We start from the raw sequence: 17622 nt of genomic DNA, 5'->3' as shown, positions 1-17622 counted from the left end.
ATGTGTGCTGGCGCAACGGACGATGGCCGAAGCGCCAGCTGCAAATGGCGCCAATGCTGGCTTGCAGCGCCATTGTGAAACCGGGAACACGGGCGCGGCACGGCGCGCCACCTCGGGGATTTCCCCAATCTCGAACGTCTTGACCGATGGTGTCGTGACGTTTCTAATTCGCTTCGATCTGAAATCGATTTCAGAAATGACGGCAGATTCAGGGGATCAGAACTGTCCGAATTCCCCACAGGGTGAGTCCGGAGAGGACTTTCCCTCATTGGTATGTCAGCCCGGGTTTTGTCGATTGACACCCAGGCGCGTCGCCGCTGAAATCGTTTGCAGAAGTGAAATCGATTTCAGCCGAGCCGATCTGGCCGAAGTTCGACCCCGTGTCAGGCACGAGCCTGTACAAAAGCCGACGGAGCAAAGGCAGCCCGCCCGGCGTCCACAAAGACCTTAGGAGACCCGACGTGACACGACTGATGAAACCCCTGCTGCTGTGCGCAGCGCTGGCGATGGCCGGAGCCGTTTCGGCGCAGACCACGACGACGCTGACGGTGGCGTCCTTCCCGAGCTTCGACCTGGCCGTCAAGGCCGCGATCCCGCTCTACAAGAAGCTGCACCCCGAGGTCGAGATCAAGCTGACCAGCCTGGCCTTCGGCGACCACCACACCGCGATGACGACGGCGCTGGCCACCGGCGCGAACGTGCCGGACGTGATGGCGGTGGAAGTCGGCTTCATCGGCAAGTTCGCCGAATCGGGCGGCCTGGAGGACCTGGGCAAGGCGCCGTACAACGGCCTGCAGTACCAGTCGAAGATCGCCAAGTTCACCGTGCCGCAGGGCATGAGCGGCAGCGGCGCGCTGGCCGCGATGCCGGCCGACATCGGCCCGGGCGCCCTCTTCTACCGCAAGGACCTGCTCGACAAGGCCGGCGTCAGCGAGGCTGACCTGACCAAGAGCTGGGAGTCGTACATCGAATCGGGCAAGAAGGTGAAGGCCGCGACCGGCGCCTACCTGCTCGCCAACGCGGTGGACATCAAGGACATCTACATCCGCTCCGGCCTGAAGGACGGCGAGGGCATCTTCTTCGACAAGAAGGGCACGCCGCTGATCAACACGCCGCGCTTCCAGAAGGGCTTCGAGCTCGCCAAGGCGGCCCGCACCGCCGGCATCGACGCCAAGATCGCCGCCTGGTCCAACGAGTGGAGCGAAGGCTTCAAGCGCGACAAGGTGGCCTCGCAGATGATGGGGGCCTGGCTGGCCGGCCACCTGTCGAACTGGCTGGCGCCGGAGTCCAAGGGCAAGTGGCGTTCGGCGCAGCTGCCCAACGGCGCGTTCGCCTCGTGGGGCGGCTCGTTCTACGCGATCCCGAAGAAGGCGGCGAACAAGGCCGCGGCCTGGGACTTCATCAAGTTCATGAGCCTGGACAAGGGCATGCAGATCGAGGCCTTCCGCAGCCTGGACGCGTTCCCGTCGCTGATCGAGGCGCAGAGCGATCCCTTCCTCGACCAGCCGATCGAGTACCTGGGCGGCCAGAAGGCGCGCCAGCTGTGGAAGGTGTCGGCCGACAAGATCAAGGCGATCGCCGTCGACAAGTACGACCCGGTGGCCAACGATGTCGTGAATGCCGAGCTGGACAAGGTGCTCGAGCAGAACAAGGACATCAAGACCGCCCTGGCGGACGCACAGGAGCAGGTCAAGAAGCGCGTGCGCCGCTGACCCGCTGCGTCTGACTCACGTCTGATCTTCCGCTGAACGACCGGGCACGGCGCGCGCCGCCCTGCCCGGTCTGCACCCGACACCATGCAGGCCATGCCCAAACCCACGGTCCCGGCGACCCCGGACCCGACGACGCCGCTCGCTGCGCAGCCCGGCACGCGCAAGCGCCGCCGCAGCTTCCGCGACATCGCGCCGTACGTGTTCATCAGCCCGTTCTTTATCCTGTTCCTGGTGTTCGGGCTGTTCCCGCTGCTGTTCTCGATCTTCATGTCGTTCCACCGCTGGGAGCCGGCGGCCGGGCTGGAGGCGATGCAGTGGGTGGGCCTGGAGAACTACATCTACGTCGTCACCAACGACGACTGGTTCCGCAAGTCGCTCTACAACACGGTGTGGATGGCGATCGTGTCGGGCGTGCCGCAGCACCTGGTGGCGCTGCCGCTGGCGTTCTTCCTGCACACCGCGTTCGGCCGCTGGCGCAACGCGGTGGTCGGCGCGTACTTCCTGCCGTTCATCACGTCGACGGTGGCGATCTCGCTGGTGTTCTCGTCGCTGTTCTCGCGCGACTACGGCGTGGTCAACGCGGCGCTGGGCGCGATGTCGCAGGTGCCGGTGATCGGCTGGCTGTTCCCGGCGCAGAACATCGACTGGGGGCAGCCGTACTACACGAAGTGGATGATCTCGTTCGTCGTGTGGTGGCGCTATGTCGGCTTCAACACCGTGCTGTACCTGTCGGCGATCCAGACGATCCCGAAGGACCTGTTCGAGGCCGCGACGATGGACGGCGCGAAGGCCTGGCAGCAGTTCCGCTACGTGACGCTGCCGATGCTCAAGCCGATGATCTTCTTCGCGGTCACGCTGACCATCATCGGCAACCTGCAGCTGTTCGAGGAGCCCTTCATCCTGACCGGCGGCACCGGCGGCCTGGACCAGGCCGGCAAGACGGCGGCGATGCACATGTACGCGACCGCCTTCATCGACAACGATTTCGGTACTGCGTCGAGCATCGCGTGGCTGCTGTTCATGGTGATCGCGGTCGTCACCTGGGCCAACAACCGCCTGCTGGGCGAGAAGAAGGCCTGACGCGATGAGCTCGACTTCCATCCGCTTCGCCAACCCGGCCACCGCTGCGAGCGCCTATGCCATCGTGCTCGGCGGTGCGCTGCTGATGCTGGCGCCGTTCTACTTCATGTTCGTGTTCGCGACGCATTCGAACCGCGAGATCCTGTCGGTGCCGCCGCCGCTGTGGTTCGGCGATGCCTTCATCGACAACCTGAAGCTGCTGCTCGACCGCCTGCCGTTCTTCTGGCGCAACCTCAGCTGGAGCCTGTACATCGCCGTCGCGGTCACTGCGCTGAACCTGCTGTTCTGCTCGCTGGCCGGCTTCGCGTTCGCGATGTACGACTTCAGGCACAAGGACCGGTTGTTCGCCTTCGTGATGGCGACGCTGCTGTTGCCGAGCTTCGTCGGGATGATCCCGACGGCGCTGACGATGAGCTGGCTGGGCTGGCTGAACCAGCCGAAGGCGCTGATCGTGCCGGCGGCCTGCGGGGCGCTGGGCATCTTCATGATGCGGCAGTACATCGGCTCGGCGATTCCGCGCGACCTGGTCGATGCCGCGCGCATCGACGGCTGCGGCGAGTTCGGCATCTACCTGCGCATCATCGTGCCGCTGATCGGCCCGGCGCTGGGCACGCTCGGCCTGGTCACCTTCATCGGTGCGTGGAACAACTTCCTCGGGCCGCTGATCGTGATGCGCGACATGGAGATGTTCACCGTGCCGCTCGCGCTGCGTTCGCTGCAGGGCACCGGCCAGACGCCGTGGGGCGCGATCTGCGMCGGCTCGTCGATCGCGGTGCTGCCGCTGCTCGTGATGTTCGTGTTGGCCTCGCGCCGGCTGATCGAAGGGCTGACCGCCGGTGCGGTCAAGGCCTGACCTGTTTCATCTCAAGGATTCCGACCCGTGACCGACCCGAAATTTCCCCGCGGCTTCGCGTGGGGCGTTGCCACCAGCGCCTACCAGATCGAAGGTGCGGCCCGTGAGGACGGCCGCGGCCCGTCGATCTGGGACACGTTCTCGCACACGCCGGGCAAGACCTTCGAGGGCCACACCGGCGACGTCGCCTGCGACCACTACCACCGCTGGTCCGACGACGTCGAGCTGATCGCCGGCCTGGGCGTCGACAGCTACCGCTTCTCGATCGCGTGGCCGCGCGTGCAGCCGCTCGGCCATGGCGCCTGGAACGACAAGGGCCTGGCGTTCTACGACCGGCTGGTCGACCGGCTGCTCGAGCGCGGCATCGCGCCGCACGCGACGCTGTACCACTGGGACCTGCCGCAGGGGCTGCAGGATCTAGGTGGCTGGGGCTCGCGCGACACCGCGTACCGCTTCGCCGAGTACGCCGAGGTGATGGGCCGCCGGCTGGGCGACCGGGTGGCGAGCATCGCCACGCACAACGAGCCGTGGTGCACCGCCTTCCTCGGCAACGGCAACGGCCAGTTCGCACCGGGCTTCAAGGACCCGCAGCTGACGGTGCAGGTCGCGCACCACCTGCTGCTGTCGCACGGCCTCGCGCTGCAGGCGATGCGCGCGGCCGGCGTGAAGGCGCCGCTGGGCATCGTGCTGAACCAGTCGCCGGCGACGCCCGCCACCGGCAGCGCGACCGACATCGCACTCGCCGAGCGCGAGTACGCGACCTTCGTGCGCTGGTACATGGACCCGATCTTCCTGAAGCGCTACCCGACGGCCCCCGGTGTGCACCTGTACCCGGTCACTCATGAAAACGATTTCGACGTGATCGCGCAGAAGCTCGATTTCCTCGGCGTCAACTACTACACGCGGATCTGGGCCTCGAGCGAGGACCCGCCGCGCCCGGCGCCGAAGCTGCGTGGCGAGAGCGACATGGGCTGGGAGAACTACCCGCAGGGGTTGACCGAGCTGCTGGTGAAGATCCACGGCGACTACCCGTTGCCGCCGGTGTGGATCACCGAGAACGGCACGGCCTGCGCGGACCGGCTGGTGGAAGGCAAGGTGGCCGACCCGCAGCGCATCGACTACCTGAGCAGCCACCTGGGGGCGGTGCGCGATGCGATCGCCCAGGGCGTGGACGTGCGCGGCTTCTTCTACTGGAGCCTGCTCGACAACTACGAGTGGAACTCCGGCTACGCGAAGCGCTTCGGGCTGGTGCACGTCGACTACGCGACGCAGCAGCGCACGCTGAAGGACAGCGCCCATTGGTACCGCGAGTTCATCGCGCGGTCTCGGAGTGGGGGGTGAGATGACGGCGTTCGATCTTTCGAGCGGCAAAGGCGCATGTGCGGAGACGACAGCGGACTTCGTCGAACACGCTCCGACCGGCGGCTGCGGCTGGGGGTATGGCCGGGAGGCGATTTCTGGGGCGACGAGAAGTGCGGCATTTGGCGGTGGCGTGCGCAGCACGCTTCGTGAACTGACTCATCGCCACTGTTTGACCACAGCGAACGAAGTGAGCGGAGGGAGTTTGGCGATGCACCGCCAAATGCCGCACTTCTCGTGGAGTCGGCCCGCCAGGGCCGACCGCCCCGGCATGAGCCTCCCGGCCATACCCCCAGCCGCAGCCGACGCGCACAGCAAGACCCAATCGGAGACCTGAAGAGATGTCCACCCTGACCCTGCGCGGCGTGCGCAAGAGCTACGAGAACAATGTCGAGGTGATCCGCGGCATCGACCTCGACATCGCCGATGGCGAATTCGCCGTCTTCGTCGGCCCGTCCGGTTGCGGCAAGTCCACGCTGCTGCGCATGATCGCCGGTCTCGAAGACATCGACCAGGGCGAGATCCGCATCGGCGGCGACCTCATCAACGAGGTGCCGCCCGCCGACCGCGGCGTCGCGATGGTGTTCCAGAGCTACGCGCTCTACCCGCACATGACCGTCGCCGAGAACATGGGCTTCGCGCTCAAGCTGGCCGGGCAGTCGAAGGACGACGTGAAGAAGGCCGTCGGCCGCGCCGCCGAGATCCTGCAGATCACGCACCTGCTCGAACGCAAGCCGAAGGCGCTCTCCGGTGGCCAGCGCCAGCGCGTCGCGATCGGCCGCGCCATCGTGCGCAAGCCGCGCGTCTTCCTGTTCGACGAGCCGCTGTCCAACCTCGACGCCTCGCTGCGCGTGCAGATGCGCATCGAGCTGTCGAAGCTGCACAAGGAAATCGGCAACACGATGATCTACGTGACGCACGACCAGGTCGAGGCGATGACGCTCGGCGACCGCATCGCCGTCTTCAACGCCGGCCGCATCGAGCAGGTCGGCACGCCGATGTCGCTGTACGAGCAGCCGGCCAACCAGTTCGTCGCCGGCTTCCTCGGTTCGCCGCGGATGAACTTCATTCCCTGCGTCGCCGCTGCCGCCGGCGGTGGTGCGGTGCAACTGCGCGTCGACCAGGCCGGCACGCTCAGCCTGCCCGGTGGCCTGCCCTCCGGCGCGTCGGCGCAACTCGTGCTCGGCATCCGCCCCGAACACCTCGGCATCGGCCGCGTCGAAAACGGCCTGGCCGCCCGCGTCGACCTGCTCGAACACCTCGGTGACTCGATCATCGTGCACGCCACGCTGCGCGGCACCGCCAACACCGTCTCGCTGCGCGTGCCCGCCGACCACGAAGGCCTCGGCGCCGGCCAGGACATCGGCCTCGTGCCGCAAGCCTCGCGCGCGCTGCTGTTCAGCGACAGCGGCGCCACCCTCGCCCTCCACTAGCGATCCCCCATGCACGCCCCGCTGCAAACGCCCTCCACCGCTGTCATGAAAACGATTTCGCAGCCGCTGCCGCGCACGTTTCCGACAGACCGCCCGGTGCCGGCTGCAGCGTCGCGTCCCCCGTTTTGGCCTGCCACTCCAAGGCCAAAAGCCGCCACTTCGGCGAACGACCTTTCTTCCACCCCAACAGGAGACCAGGAGACACCATGAACAAGAAACCTCTGTTCCTCGCGATGGCGCTTGCAGGCGCCGCCGGTTCGGCCGCCGCCGGTCCGGCCATCGATTTCTCGGGCTACATGCGCGCAGGCGTCGGCCTGAACACGCGCGGCGGCAACCAGGTGTGCTACCAGCTGGCCGGCGCCGACACCAAGTGGCGCCTCGGCAATGAATGCGACTACGTCGTCGAGCCGAACATCAACGCGAAGCTCGCCGAGTTCGAGGGATCCGACTGGCACGTGCACGTGATGCCGAGCGTCTACAAGGCCTGGGATGCCGGCCAGTCGCAGCCCGACGCGCTGACCACGCGCTTCGGCCAGATCTACACCTATGGCGACCACATCAGCCAGCTGGCCAACGGCAAGGTCTGGGCCGGCCGCCGCTTCTACAACCGCCTGCAGCTCGGCATCAACGACCAGTTCCTCGAGAACAACGACGGCAACGGCGCCGGCATCGAGGACATGGAGCTGGGCTTCGGCAAGCTCAGCGTCGCGTTCATGATGGACCCGAACTACGGCGTGCCCGGTGCCGTCAACGACACCTCGGTGAAGAACAACCGCTTCACGATCCCGGTGCGCCTGACCGGCATCAAGGACATCCCGAACGGCGACCTGTCGATCTACGTGACCGGTTCGATGCAGTCGAAGACCAGCGGCGCCAACGGCCAGGAAGCCGACAAGCAGCCGAAGGGCCTCGCGGTCGGCGCCTACCAGACCATCAACGGCACGCTCGGCGGATCGACCATCTTCGGCGCCAAGTTCGACAAGCTGGGCGAGACCAAGAACAGCCGCGTGGTGATCCAGCAGACCGGCAAGTTCGGCGAGGCCACCGGCTGGGATGCGATCGCCGAGTACCGCATCAACAAGCAGATCAACAACGCGGGCGCCGACGCCGGCAACAAGTGGTTCGCGCTCGGTGCCCGCGCCGACACCTACCTCGGCGGCCCGTTCCGCGCGCTGCTCGAAGTGGGCCACGACCAGGTCAAGCCGGATGCCGGCTCGAGCCTCGCGGCCAACGCCGGCAGCACCGGCAACCTGACGATGACGAAGATCACCGGCACGCTGGCCGCTTCGGCCGGCAAGGACCCGTGGTCGCGTCCGACCGTGCGCCTGTTCGTCACCCACGCGACGTGGAACGAGGCGGCACGCCTGAACCTGGGCGGCACCACGCAGGCCGTCTTCGGCGACAAGAAGGCCGGCACGTCCGTCGGGATCCAAGGCGAGACCTGGTGGTGATCGGCCCGGGCCGCCGCCGGACGGAGAGGTTTTGCCGCGGTTGGGGGATCGTGCTTGCCCGACTCCCCCGGTGTGCGGCCCGATCACGCGGGCTCGGCGCCTCGGCGCCGTGATCCGCGGGATCCCCACGGCGGTGGGGGTCCGAAGCGAGAGCGTTGGCCCGGCCCTGTGCCGGGCCTTTTTGCGTGCGGCCGGGCTTCAGCCGGCGAGCAGCCGGCCGTCGATCGCGATGCGCAGCGTGCGCACCGTCAGCACCGCCAGCACCGCCGTCAGGAACGCGAGCAGTGCGAGCGCGATCGCCTGCAGCGGCCAGCCACCGCGCACCGCGGCGTAGTGCAGCGCCGCGTTGCTCAGCGCCGCCAGCGGGAAGCCGATCGCCCACCACGCCGGCGCGAACGGCACGTCGCGGCGGAACACCTTGGGCGCCAGCACGAGGAAGATGAAGAGCGCGAAGTAGAAGAGCATCGACGCGAAGCGGTCGACCGCGCCGGTCATCGCGGTGTACGCGAGGAAGCCGACCGCGAACGGTCCGATCAGCACCAGCAGCGACGGCACCATCGCCCCCACCAGCGGCTCGTGATGCACCAGCCGCGACAGCACCAGCACCAGCAGCAGCAGCGCGATCACCGTGCCGAGCGCCATCGCCGCCCAGTTGAGCTCGGCCGCCCACGGCATCGGCATCTGCGCGCCGGTGACCGCGATGTCCAGCGTCGCGACGCCGGGGATCACCCAGGCCGGCACCGCGAGCTTCGCGTCGACGGCGCCGCGCAGCAGGCGCGACATCACCACCCCGCTCAGCGCGAAGGCGGCCGCGGCGCCCAGCGTCCACACCGCCACGGCCACCGCGCCGCTGTACGGCTGCAGCACCGCCGACAGCAGCAGCAACGCGATCACGATGGTGGCGAAGAAGTTGCCGGCCACCGGGTGGCGGAACTCCGCAGCGACCGCGTCCGGATGCCACGCGAGCTTGGCCAGGTACGCGAGGGCCAGCACGCCGAACACGATCAACGCGAAGGCACCGATCGCCTCGCCGATCACCGGCGGCGCACCGAACTGCCCGGCCGCCTGCCGCCACGCGAGCGCGAGGCCCGACAGGCCCATCACCGAGGCGAACAGGTTGACCGGCAGGTGGCGCACGCCGGGCGGATGCTTCAGAGGAAGAGCGGGCGGGATGGCGGAAGAGAGACGTGGCGTCGACGGGCTGGACATGCGAACTCCGATGGCTGGATTTGCCGGAGCGAGAAGTTTCAGCCACACTGGCCCGAGCCGTGCCGGCGATGCCCGCCGATTCCTGCCAAACATCCGAGAGCCTCTGCCATGCGTGTCGGAATCCTCGTCTTTCCGGGCGTCCAGCTGCTGGATGTCGCCGGCCCGTCCGATGTCTTCGTCGAGGCGGCGCGCCAGCTCGGCGATCTGCGGGCCTACGAGGTGCAGCTGATCGGCACCGAGGCCGGCCTGCTGCGCTGCGGCAGCGGCCCGCGCCTGCAGCCGGACGCGACCATCGCGACCCACCGCGGGCGCTTCGACACGTTGCTGGTGGCCGGCGGCCCGGCGGTCGAATCGATCACCGCGCGCGACGACGTGCGGCGCTGGCTGCAGCGCCACGCCAAGGCGGTGCGGCGCATCGGCTCGGTGTGCAGCGGCGCCTTCGTGCTGGCGGCGGCCGGGCTGCTGCAGGGGCGGCGCGTCGCGACGCACTGGAACTCGGTCGACCGCCTCGCCGCCGAGAACCCCGGCACCACCGTCGAGCCCGATGCGATCTACGTGAAGGACGGGCCGCTCTACACCTCGGCGGGTGTCACGGCCGGCATGGACCTGGCGCTCGCGATGGTCGAGGAGGACCACGGCCGCGAACTCGCGCTGCGCGTCGCGCGCGAGCTGGTGATGTTCCTGAAGCGGCCCGGTGGCCAGAGCCAGTTCAGCGCTCACCTGGCGGCGCAGACCGCCGAGAAATCAGGCATCCGCGCGCTGCAGGAGCACGTGCTCGCGAACCTGCGCGGCGACCTGTCGGTGCCGGCGCTGGCGGCGCGGGCCGGCATGAGCGAGCGCAACTTCGCGCGCATCTTCAAGGACGAAGCCGGCATGACGCCGGCCGAGTTCGTCGAGCTCGCGCGCATCGACGAGGCGCGCCGGCGCCTCGAGGCGAGCGACCTGCCGCTGAAGCGCCTGGCCGATGCGGTCGGCTACTCGAATGCCGACGCGCTGCGGCGCGCCTTCACGCGGCGCGTGGGTGTGGCGCCGCGCGACTACCGGCGGCAGTTCACTTGACGGGGCTGGCGCAGGCGGGATCCTGCGGCGGCACGATGGTCCAGAGGATGTCGTAGGTCGACGTGGTCGAGCCGCCGGGAATGAACGGCAGCATGTGCAGCGGCGGCGTGCCGGGCGGGGCCTCGTCGGCGCTGTGGAACAGCTGCACCGAGCCGGCGTCGCGCAGGGCCGCCAGGTCGACCCACGGCGACTTCAGCGGATCGCCCGACTCCAGCACGGGCGGGTTGCTGCCTGCATACACCGACACCATGCCGCCCTCGTAGGTCGGGCCGACCACGAAGCGCAGCGGGCACGACGTGGTCTGCCGCCATGCGGCCAGCACCGTGTCGGCGAGATGCTGCGCCGGGTAGAACTGGTCGGCCCGCCCGCGGCCGGCCACCGTCGACGGATCGACCACCGAGCGCGCATAGGCTGCCATCAACGCCAGGTGGATCGCGAGCGCCAGCAGGCACAGCCGCCGCAGCGTGGCCGCACCGACGCGCTTGCGCAGCAGCCAGGCAAACCACAGGCTGATGAACTGCACGCTCTGGAAGCCCCAGTGGTCCTGCAGGCGCACGCCGAACACCAGGCACATCACGACCAGCACCGCGAGCGGGAAGCCGAGCAGCCCGAACAGCCATGCGCGCCGCACGCGCGGCGGCACGACATCCGCAGGCGCTGCGGCGACCGGCGCGGCGCGCTGCCAGGCCACCAGCGCGAGCATCGCGACCCCCACCGGCACCAGCATCCGCAGGTGCACCGCGGTGAACGACAGCAGCTTGTGGATGCGGCCCGCGGCATCGAGCTGCAGCGCGGTCGTCGACGCATAGCGCAGCGTCGAGAACTGGTGGTGGAACACCCAGGCGATGTGCGGCGCGAACAGCGCCATCGAGATCAGCACGGCCAGCGCCAGCCCGAGCCGTGCGCGGGGGGTGGCCAGCATGCCGCTCAGGCCCAGCGCCAGGATCAGCCCGGCCAGCCCGACCGCCGACTGGTACTTGGACAGCAGCGCGAGCCCCGCCAGCACGCCCAGCGCGATCCACCAGCCAAAGCCGGTGCGGGGCTCGGCAGCGCGCAGTGCGACCCAGGCCGCGGCCGCCAGGCACAGCATCATCACCGTGTTGTGGTTGAACAGCTGGCCCTTCCAGCTGAACGCGAAGTGCAGCCCCCACAGCACGATGGCCACGCCGGCCAGCCGCTCGCCGAGCAGGCGCCGCGCGACCCCGAACGTGAACACCGCGGTGCCGGCGACGCACAGCGCGGCCAGCAGGTAGGGCCACAGCGGCGAGAAGCCGAACACGCGGATCACGGCGGCCAGCATCCAGGTCGGCAGCGGCGGGTGCTTGTGGTAGCCGCCCTCGAAGCTGTGCGACCAGGTGAACTGCTCGAAGTGGTCGCCCGGCTGGCCGGGATTCAGCAGCGCCCCGAACAGCGCCCAGCCGATGCCGAACAGCAGCGCGAACGCGAGTGCCGGCGGCAGGCGGGGAGCGGCCGGCGGCCGATCGGAGACAAGGGAGGACAAGGCCATGGGAAGAGGGGAGCCGGGCTGCCGACAGGGCGCCGCAGTTTAATCCCCGCCCCCCGTACTCACCCTCTAGGCGCCGGGGCCCTGCCGCTCCTATCGTCGGTGACCGGTGCCATCGCGCCGATGCCGGAGTTGCACGTGGCCGATCCCATCCTGCCGGAACACCTCGCGCTGCACCGCCTGTACCACTGGGAGCGCAGCGCGCCGGACCGCATCTGCTTCACGCAGCCGCAGGGCGGCGGGGTGCTGCGCGAGTTCACCTGGTCGCAGGTGATGGCCGAGGTGCGGCGCATCGCCGCCCACCTGCGCGAGCGTGGCGTGCGCGACGGCGCGAAGGTGGCGCTGCTGTCGAAGAACTGCGCGCACTGGCTGATGGCCGACTGGGCGATCTGGATGGCCGGCGGTGTCTCGGTGCCGCTGTACCCGACGCTGTCGGCCGCGACGATCCGGCAGATCCTGCTGCACAGCGAGGCGCAGCTGCTGTTCGTCGGCAAGCTCGACGGCTGGGAGGCGATGAAGTCCGGCATCCCGGACGAGCTGCCGTGCATCGGCATGCCGCTCGCGCCGCCGAACGACTACCCGCAATGGGATGCGCTCGTCGCGCGCACCGCGCCGCTGGCCGGCGAGCCGGTGCGCGACGCGGCCGAGCTCGCGACCCTCATCTACACCTCCGGCACCACCGGCGTGCCCAAGGGCGTGATGCAGAGCTTCGGTGCGTTCGCGTGGTCGATCCGCACCGGGCTGAAGCGGCTGGAGGCGATCGACCCCGACACCCGCATGCTGAGCTACCTGCCGCTGGCCCACGTCGCCGAGCGGGCGCTGGTCGAGCACGGGCAACTCGCGACCGGCATGCACCTGTTCTTCGCCGAGAGCCTGGAGACCTTCGCCGGCGACCTGCAGCGCGCGCGGCCCACGGTGTTCTTTTCGGTGCCGCGGCTGTGGGTCAAGTTCCAGCAGGGCGTGCACGCGAAGATGCCGCCGGCGAAGCTGCAGCGCCTGTTGCGGATCCCGCTGGTCGGCGCGCTGGTGCGGCGCAAGATCCTGCGCGCGCTCGGGCTCGACCAGTGCCGCGTCGCCGCCTGCGGCGCCGCGCCGCTGCCGCCGGAGTTGCGCGCCTGGTACGCGGGCCTGGGCTTGCCGATCCTCGATGCCTACGGCATGACCGAGAACTGCGGCGTGTCGCACGCGACGCTGCCCGGCCGCGCGAGCCCCGGCACGGTCGGCCCGCCGTACGACGGCGTCGAGTGCCGCATCGCGCCGGCCGACGGCGAGATCCAGATGCGCAGCCCCGGGTTGATGATGGGCTACTACAAGGCGCCGGGGCTGACGCGCGAGGCGATGACCGACGACGGCTGGCTGCACACCGGCGACAAGGGCGAGATCGACGCGCAGGGCAACCTGCGCATCACCGGCCGCGTGAAGGACCTGTTCAAGACGAGCAAGGGCAAGTACGTGTCGCCGGCACCGATCGAGGACCGGCTGGTGATGCACCCGGCGGTCGAGGCCTGCTGCGTGATCGGCGCGAACCTGGGCCAGCCGATGGGCATCCTGATGCTGTCGCCGGCGGCCGCGCAGGGTGCGGGAGACCCGCTGTCGCGGCAGGAGCTGGAGGCTTCGTTCGAAGCCCACCTGCGCCATGTCAACGAGCGGCTCGATCCGCACGAACAGCTCGACTGCCTGGTCACGGTGAGCGAGCCGTGGACCGTCGACAACGGCTTCATCACGCCGACCTTCAAGGTCAAGCGCAACCGGATCGAGGAGGCGTACGGGGCGTTGTTCGAGGGCTGGTCCGCGGCCCGGCGGCCGGTGGTGTGGCATCGCGCCTGAGCCGAGCCGCCGGAGCCCACGGATTTCCCCACTAGACTGCCACCCCATGACCAAACTCGCCCTCACCTGCCTCGCGCTCGCCCTCACCGCCTGCGCCTCCGACGCCCCCCGGCAGACGCTCACGCAGGCCGGCGAGGCGATGGTCACGCCGCTGAACGACCTGAACCTGATCCGCACCGACATCCCGGCGCCGCTGCAGGCCGCGCAGAAGGCGCCGTATGCGGTGCCGGCGCCGGCCGGCTGCACGGCGCTGGTCGCCGAGGTGCAGTCGCTCGACGCGGTGCTCGGCCCCGACCTCGACACGCCGCCGTCGGCCAGCAACCCGAGCCTGATCGAGCGCGGCGCCGGCACCGCCAGCGGCATGGCGGTCGGCAACCTGCGCAGCGCCGCCGAGGGCGTGGTGCCGTTCCGCGGCTGGATCCGCAAGCTCAGCGGTGCCGAACGCTACTCGCGCGATGTCGCCGCCGCCATCGCCGCCGGCACCGTGCGCCGTGCGTTCCTGAAGGGACTGGGCGCCGCCGCGTCGTGCGAGATCCCGGCCATGCCGCGCGCTGCCAGCTGACGAGGAGCTCGCATGAGACGGCGCCTGCTGCTCGCGGCCACCGTGGCCGCGCTGTGCCTGCCCTTCGTCCACGCGGCGCACGCGGCCGACGCGCCACCGGTCGGCTACTACGGCATCGGCATCTCGGTGAAGACCGACGGCGGCATGCCGTGGAACCCGAAGCTGCAGAGCGTGACGATCTCGCGCGTCGCCCCGGCGTCGCCGGCCGCGCAGAAGGGCATCGCGGTCGGCGACCTGGTGATCGCCGCCGACGGCCTGACGATCGCCGGGCGCAAGGCCCGCGAGCTGGAGCCGGTGATGCACAAGACGGTCGGCCAGTCCTTGCGCCTCGCGCTGAAGCGGCCGGACGGCAAGGCCTACGAGGTGACGCTGGTCGCGGTCGCGAAGCCCGCCCCGGCCGCACCGGCGCGATGACGACGCTGCAGGTCAAGGTCAAGCCGAACGCGCGCCTGCGCCAGCTCGAGGCCCAGCCGGACGGCAGCTGGCTCGCCCACCTCAAATCGCCGCCGATAGATGGCAAGGCCAATCAGGAGCTGATCGCGCTGATCGCCGAACATTTCGGTTTGCGCAAATCGCAGGTGCAGATCAGGAGCGGGGCGTCCGGCCGGATGAAGCTGGTGCAGCTGGACTGATCCGGGCCGGCGTTGTTGCGCACGCTTTCCTCGATGCCGCCATGCTGACGATCACCGCTGAAGACCCCGGTTCGCCCGATGCGCGGGCGCTGGTGGACGAACTCTCCGACACGCTCGCGGCCCTCACCGGCGACCCGGGCCGGTCCTCGTTCGATCCGGACGACGTGCGCCATCCGCGGGCGCGCTTCGCCGTTGCGCGCGACGCGCAGTCGCGGCCGGTCGGCTGCGGTGCACTGCGGCCGCTGCAACCGGGCGTCGCCGAACTGAAGCGCATGTACGCCCGGCCGGGCACCCGCGGCGTCGGCTCGGCGCTGCTCGCCTTCCTGGAAGCCGAGGCGACCACGCTCGGCTACCACGCGCTGTGGCTGTCGACCCGCGTCGTCAACGAGCGGGCCGTCGGCTTCTACGAATCGCGCGGCTATGCGCGCATTCCCAACTTCGGCCACTACGCCGGACGCACGCAATCGGTGTGCCTCGCGAAGGTGCTCGATGCTTCCCAGAACAGATCCGAGACAAACCCATGACCCATCCCTACCAAGACCCGGCCCGCCCGGTCCCCGAACGCGTGGCCGACCTGCTCGCACGCATGACGCTCGACGAGAAGATCGCGCAGCTGCACGCCTTCTGGCTGGTGCTGTCCGAGGACGGCGATCACCGCCCGCGCATGGACAGCTTCACCGGCGGCAGCGACGCCGACACGGTGCGGCACGGCCTGCGCCATGGCCTGGGCCAGATCTCGCGCCCGCTCGGCAGCCACAGCGTCGACCCGGCCAGCGGCGTGCGTGCGCTGAACCGGCTGCAGAAATTCCTCGTCGAGCAGACCCGGCTCGGCATCCCGGCGCTGTCGCACGAGGAGTGCCTGGTCGGGCTGATGGGCCGCGGCGCCACGCTGTTCCCGTCGGCGCTGTCGTACGGCGCGACCTGGAACCCCGAGCTGGTCGAGCAGGTGGCGCAGGCGATCGGCCGCGAGGCGCGCAGCGTCGGCTGCCACCAGGGCCTGGCGCCGGTGCTCGACGTCTCGCGCGACGTGCGCTGGGGCCGCACCGAAGAGACCTTCGGCGAGGATCCGTACCTGGTCGGCGTGCTCGCCACGCGCTACGTGCGCGGGCTGCAGGGGCCGAAGCGCGACCTGCTCGCCACGCTGAAGCACTATGCCGGCCATTCGGCCAGCGAGGGTGCACGCAACCACGCGCCGGTGAGCCTCGGCTGGCGGGAGCTGAACGACGTGTTCCTGCTGCCGTTCGAGATGGCGGTGAAGCAGGCGAACGCCGGCTCGGTGATGCCGGCGTACCACGACATCGACGGCGAGCCGGCGCATGCCTCGCAGCACCTGCTGACCGAGGTGCTGCGCCGCCAGTGGGGCTTCGACGGGCTGGTCGTCGCCGACTACGTCGGCATCAGCCTGCTGTACCAGCACCATGGCGTGGCCGCCGACCGGGCCGAGGCGGCCGCGCAGGCGTTCAACGCCGGGCTCGACATCGAGCTGCCGGGCGACGACTGCGCGCCGCAGCTGCGCGAAGCATTGGAGCGTGGTCTCATCACGATGCAGAAGGTCGACGAGATCGTCGCCCGCGTGCTGACCGAGAAATTCCGGATCGGCCTGTTCGAGCGGCCGTATACCGAGGTGGCGGGCATCGCGCTGCAGCAGCCCGAGACCGTCGCGCTCGCGCGCGAGGTGGCGCGGCAATCGGTCGTCGTGCTGCACAACGACGGCGTGCTGCCGCTGGATGCGCGCGCCGGCCGGTGCATCGCGGTGATCGGCCCGACGGCCGACGACCCGCTGGCGCTGCTCGGCGGCTACAGCTTCCCGGTGCACCTGATCCTCAACGACCAGGCCGAAGGCGCGTCGCAGGTCGTCACGCCGCTCGCGGCCCTGAAGGCGGTGTTCGGCGACGCGAACGTGCGCTATGCCCAGGGCTGCCCGATCCTCGAGGAGCGCAGCGCCGGTGCGCCGGTGTTCCCCGGTGACGTGGCCGAGGCGGTGAACGGCGAGCGGGTCTCGCGCGTCTCGCAGCGCCGCGACGGCATCGCGGGGGCGGTGGCCTGCGCGAAGGCTGCCGATGTCGCGATCGTCTGCGTCGGCGATCTGGCGGGCCTGTTCCAGACCGGCACCGTCGGCGAGGGCTCGGACGCCGATTCGCTCGCGCTGCCCGGCGTGCAGCAGGCGCTGCTCGATGCGGTGCTCGACAGCGGCACGCCGACCGTGGTCGTGCTGACCGGCGGGCGGCCCTACACGCTCGGTGGGCGCGAGCACGAACTGGCCGCGCTGGTGATGGCCTTTGCCGGCGGCCAGGAAGGCGGCACCGCGATCGCCGAGGTGCTGAGCGGCGCGGTCGAACCGTCGGGCCGGCTGACGCTGTCGGTGCCGAAGAGCGCCGGCGCGATGCCGTACTTCTACAACCACAAGCTGAAGAGCGCCGGCACGCCGATCGCGCTGCATTTCGGCAGCCGCCATCCGTTCGGCCACGGGCTGTCGTACACGGCGTTCGCCTACGACGAGCTGCAGCTCGCGCAGCCGCAGGTCGACATCGAGCGCGGCGAGATCGAGCTGTCGTGCCGCATCACCAACACCGGCGCGCGCGCCGGCGTCGAGGTGCCGCAGCTGTACGTGCGCGATGTGCTGGCGTCGGCGGTGCGGCCGGTCAAGGAGCTGAAGGGCTTCGCCCGCGTGGCGCTCGCGCCGGGCCAGTCGGCGCGCGTGCGCTTCCACCTGCCGGTGGACATGCTGAACTTCACCGGTGCGGCCGGCGCCCGCATCGTCGAGCCCGGCGAGTTCGAGCTGCAGGTCGGTGCGTCGAGTGCCGACATCCGGCTGCGCGCGAGCGTGCAGGTCACCGGCGCGGTGCGCACGCTCGGGCGCGACTGGCGCATGGAGAGCCGTGTCACTTGTCAGATGCAAGGGTGAAGCGGACGTAGACTCGGCGGACCGTTGTTCCAGGTC

At 69.7% G+C, this 17622-nt stretch carries 15 protein-coding genes; 13 read left to right on the top strand and 2 right to left on the bottom strand.

The genetic code is table 11. The features are described 5' to 3' along the window. Window positions 1–461: 461 nt before the first annotated feature. From AC1D1T_RS02555 to AC1D1T_RS02530, 6 genes are all read left to right on the top strand, one after another. A complete protein-coding gene (locus AC1D1T_RS02555) occupies window positions 462–1712 on the top strand; it encodes an ABC transporter substrate-binding protein (protein ID WP_465110178.1) in 1251 nt (416 codons plus the stop codon). Between the two features lie 93 nt (window positions 1713–1805). Continuing rightward, window positions 1806–2792 carry a carbohydrate ABC transporter permease gene (locus AC1D1T_RS02550; RefSeq protein ID WP_047504196.1) on the top strand — a complete coding sequence of 329 codons (987 nt, stop codon included), beginning with the start codon at window positions 1806–1808 and terminating at the stop codon, window positions 2790–2792. Between the two features lie 4 nt (window positions 2793–2796). Further along, window positions 2797–3645 carry a carbohydrate ABC transporter permease gene (locus AC1D1T_RS02545; RefSeq protein WP_477991336.1) on the top strand — a complete coding sequence of 283 codons (849 nt, stop codon included), beginning with the start codon at window positions 2797–2799 and terminating at the stop codon, window positions 3643–3645. 27 nt (window positions 3646–3672) lie between these two features. Beyond that, complete coding sequence (locus AC1D1T_RS02540; RefSeq protein WP_477824495.1) at window positions 3673–4986, top strand: GH1 family beta-glucosidase; 1314 nt, start codon at window positions 3673–3675, stop codon at window positions 4984–4986. Window positions 4987–5345: 359 nt separating this feature from the next. After that, entirely contained in the window at window positions 5346–6437 is a 1092-nt protein-coding gene (locus tag AC1D1T_RS02535) for an ABC transporter ATP-binding protein (RefSeq protein WP_477824494.1), read from the top strand. Window positions 6438–6643: 206 nt separating this feature from the next. Continuing rightward, on the top strand, window positions 6644–7888 hold the full coding sequence (locus AC1D1T_RS02530) for a carbohydrate porin (RefSeq protein ID WP_477824493.1): 1245 nt from the start codon (window positions 6644–6646) through the stop codon (window positions 7886–7888). A 198-nt stretch (window positions 7889–8086) separates the two neighbouring features. Here the strand turns inward: AC1D1T_RS02530 and AC1D1T_RS02525 are convergent, their stop codons facing one another. Further along, on the bottom strand, window positions 8087–9097 hold the full coding sequence (locus AC1D1T_RS02525; RefSeq protein WP_477824492.1) for an SLAC1 anion channel family protein: 1011 nt from the start codon (window positions 9095–9097) through the stop codon (window positions 8087–8089). Window positions 9098–9205: 108 nt separating this feature from the next. Between AC1D1T_RS02525 and AC1D1T_RS02520 the strand changes: the two genes are divergently transcribed. Then, window positions 9206–10156 (top strand): GlxA family transcriptional regulator, encoded by a 951-nt coding sequence (locus AC1D1T_RS02520; protein ID WP_477824491.1) that lies wholly within the window; start codon window positions 9206–9208, stop codon window positions 10154–10156. On the opposite strand, the gene AC1D1T_RS02515 is transcribed toward AC1D1T_RS02520, so the two are convergent. Continuing rightward, window positions 10149–11663: a glycosyltransferase family 39 protein gene (locus AC1D1T_RS02515; RefSeq protein ID WP_477991334.1), complete on the bottom strand. Its 1515-nt coding sequence runs from the start codon at window positions 11661–11663 to the stop codon at window positions 10149–10151. The two genes, AC1D1T_RS02520 and AC1D1T_RS02515, sit on opposite strands and share 8 nt — an antisense overlap. A 120-nt stretch (window positions 11664–11783) precedes the next feature. On the opposite strand from AC1D1T_RS02515, the gene AC1D1T_RS02510 reads away from it, so the two are divergent. From AC1D1T_RS02510 to AC1D1T_RS02485, 6 genes are read left to right on the top strand one after another with little or no spacing between them, the layout of a single operon-like run. After that, entirely contained in the window at window positions 11784–13487 is a 1704-nt protein-coding gene (locus AC1D1T_RS02510; RefSeq protein ID WP_477824520.1) for an AMP-binding protein, read from the top strand. Between the two features lie 46 nt (window positions 13488–13533). Continuing rightward, window positions 13534–14049, top strand: coding sequence for a hypothetical protein (locus AC1D1T_RS02505; RefSeq protein ID WP_477824489.1), 516 nt, complete (start codon window positions 13534–13536; stop codon window positions 14047–14049). 12 nt (window positions 14050–14061) lie between these two features. Beyond that, a complete protein-coding gene (locus AC1D1T_RS02500; protein ID WP_477824488.1) occupies window positions 14062–14463 on the top strand; it encodes a PDZ domain-containing protein in 402 nt (133 codons plus the stop codon). Next, window positions 14460–14681 carry a DUF167 domain-containing protein gene (locus tag AC1D1T_RS02495; RefSeq protein ID WP_047504012.1) on the top strand — a complete coding sequence of 74 codons (222 nt, stop codon included), beginning with the start codon at window positions 14460–14462 and terminating at the stop codon, window positions 14679–14681. The genes AC1D1T_RS02500 and AC1D1T_RS02495 overlap by 4 nt, the downstream gene beginning before the upstream one ends. A gap of 41 nt (window positions 14682–14722) precedes the next feature. Continuing rightward, window positions 14723–15205, top strand: a complete 483-nt coding sequence (locus tag AC1D1T_RS02490) for a GNAT family N-acetyltransferase (protein ID WP_465110186.1) — start codon at window positions 14723–14725, stop codon at window positions 15203–15205. Beyond that, window positions 15202–17586: a glycoside hydrolase family 3 N-terminal domain-containing protein gene (locus AC1D1T_RS02485; protein WP_477824487.1), complete on the top strand. Its 2385-nt coding sequence runs from the start codon at window positions 15202–15204 to the stop codon at window positions 17584–17586. The genes AC1D1T_RS02490 and AC1D1T_RS02485 overlap by 4 nt, the downstream gene beginning before the upstream one ends. The last annotated feature ends 36 nt before the right edge of the window (window positions 17587–17622 follow it).

This window comes from Rhizobacter sp. P2_H3, from assembly GCF_056403355.1.
Note: the sequence above shows the minus strand (reverse complement) of the source record. Positions and strands in the feature narration are given on the sequence as shown.

Excerpts from the sequence above, each read along its gene's own strand:
- AC1D1T_RS02535 (WP_477824494.1), top strand. The coding sequence starts at position 5,346 with ATGTCCACCCTGACCCTGCGCGGCGTGCGCAAGAGCTACGAGAACAAT.
- AC1D1T_RS02520 (WP_477824491.1), top strand. The coding sequence starts at position 9,206 with ATGCGTGTCGGAATCCTCGTCTTTCCGGGCGTCCAGCTGCTGGATGTC.
- AC1D1T_RS02495 (WP_047504012.1), top strand. The coding sequence starts at position 14,460 with ATGACGACGCTGCAGGTCAAGGTCAAGCCGAACGCGCGCCTGCGCCAG.
- AC1D1T_RS02490 (WP_465110186.1), top strand. The coding sequence starts at position 14,723 with ATGCTGACGATCACCGCTGAAGACCCCGGTTCGCCCGATGCGCGGGCG.
- AC1D1T_RS02525 (WP_477824492.1), bottom strand. The coding sequence starts at position 9,097 with ATGTCCAGCCCGTCGACGCCACGTCTCTCTTCCGCCATCCCGCCCGCT.
- AC1D1T_RS02505 (WP_477824489.1), top strand. The coding sequence starts at position 13,534 with ATGACCAAACTCGCCCTCACCTGCCTCGCGCTCGCCCTCACCGCCTGC.
- AC1D1T_RS02515 (WP_477991334.1), bottom strand. The coding sequence starts at position 11,663 with ATGGCCTTGTCCTCCCTTGTCTCCGATCGGCCGCCGGCCGCTCCCCGC.
- AC1D1T_RS02550 (WP_047504196.1), top strand. The coding sequence starts at position 1,806 with ATGCCCAAACCCACGGTCCCGGCGACCCCGGACCCGACGACGCCGCTC.
- AC1D1T_RS02500 (WP_477824488.1), top strand. The coding sequence starts at position 14,062 with ATGAGACGGCGCCTGCTGCTCGCGGCCACCGTGGCCGCGCTGTGCCTG.
- AC1D1T_RS02530 (WP_477824493.1), top strand. The coding sequence starts at position 6,644 with ATGAACAAGAAACCTCTGTTCCTCGCGATGGCGCTTGCAGGCGCCGCC.
- AC1D1T_RS02485 (WP_477824487.1), top strand. The coding sequence starts at position 15,202 with ATGACCCATCCCTACCAAGACCCGGCCCGCCCGGTCCCCGAACGCGTG.
- AC1D1T_RS02510 (WP_477824520.1), top strand. The coding sequence starts at position 11,784 with ATGCCGGAGTTGCACGTGGCCGATCCCATCCTGCCGGAACACCTCGCG.